Below are 1,164 nucleotides of genomic sequence, written 5' to 3'. Positions count from 1 at the left end.
CGGATCTGATCTTCAGCGACGAGACCACCTTCCAGGTGCTGAAAGAAGAAGGCCGAAAGCCGCAAACGAAGAGTTACCTCTGGTCGCAGATGACTGGCTCCGGTATCCCGATCCGCTGCTTCGCCTATACGGCCGGACGCGGCGCGCAGCTCGCTGACAAACTGTTCGCCGGCATCCGCAAGGGCACGGCCCTGATGACTGACGGCTACGAACCCTACAACGGAATCGCGCAACAGTATCAGCTCGTGCATCTCGGATGCTAGGCTCACGCGAGACGGTACTTCGTCAAGGCCGAAGACAATGTACCGAAGGCAGCGCGCACCCCCGATCTGCTCGCGACGCGCTTCATCAACCTGATCGGCAAACTGTTCGTCGCCGAAGCGCGCACTGAGACATGGAACACCGAACGACGGCAGCGACTGCGACGACGCTACAGTGCGCGCGTGCTCGATGCCATCGAAGCGCTGATGCTCGAGAAATCGTCCGGCGTCGTGCCTCAAAGCCTGCTCGGCAAGGCGCTGACCTATCTGCACGGACAATGGCCGAAGCTGATCCGTTACGTCGGGAATGGCAACTGGCCCATATCGAACAATCCCTGCGAAAATTCGATCAGGCCATTTGTCCTTGGACGCCGCAGCTGGCTGTTCTCCGACACCGTCGACGGCGCAAATGCGAGTGCCAATCTTTACTCCCTGGTTGAAACCTGCAAGGCCAACGGCATCGATCCCCATCGATATCTCACCTGGCTGTTCCAGCGTCTCCCACTCGCGAAGAGCGTCGATGACTACGACGCGCTGCTTCCCTGGAAGATGCCCCCCGATCTCCGCTGACTCGTCCCGCTACCATACATCACGCGCCCAAAGGCCTCACTCTGACGGGCGTCGCTGATGGATCGCTTACCTTTGAAGGGCATGCTAAATGAATAGATTCACTCGATGCCGGCATTATCTCAGACCCGCAACACAACCATCAGGCCCTATCTGCTGAAGACCCTGCCGAACAAAGTCGGCGAGCGTGGTATCGCGGTGGATCATTCGACGGTGTACCGCTGGGTCATCAAACTGCTGCCGCTCTTCGAAAGGAACTCGCGCAAGCACAAGCGTCCGGTTGGGAAAAGCTGGCGAATGGACGAGAGCTATATCAAGATCAAAGGCGAGTGGAAAT

At 58.4% G+C, this 1,164-nt stretch carries 2 pseudogenes; both read left to right on the top strand.

Annotated features, from left to right (window positions below):
- A pseudogene (locus EVC45_RS44775) lies at positions 1 to 830 on the top strand (IS66 family transposase); the annotation flags it as partial.
- 177 nt (positions 831 to 1,007) lie between these two features.
- Positions 1,008 to 1,164 (top strand): annotated as a pseudogene (locus tag EVC45_RS44770) (IS6 family transposase); the annotation flags it as partial.

This window comes from Paraburkholderia sp. UYCP14C (assembly GCF_004197395.1).
In the GTDB taxonomy this organism is placed as follows: domain Bacteria; phylum Pseudomonadota; class Gammaproteobacteria; order Burkholderiales; family Burkholderiaceae; genus Paraburkholderia.
Note: the sequence above shows the minus strand (reverse complement) of the source record. Positions and strands in the feature narration are given on the sequence as shown.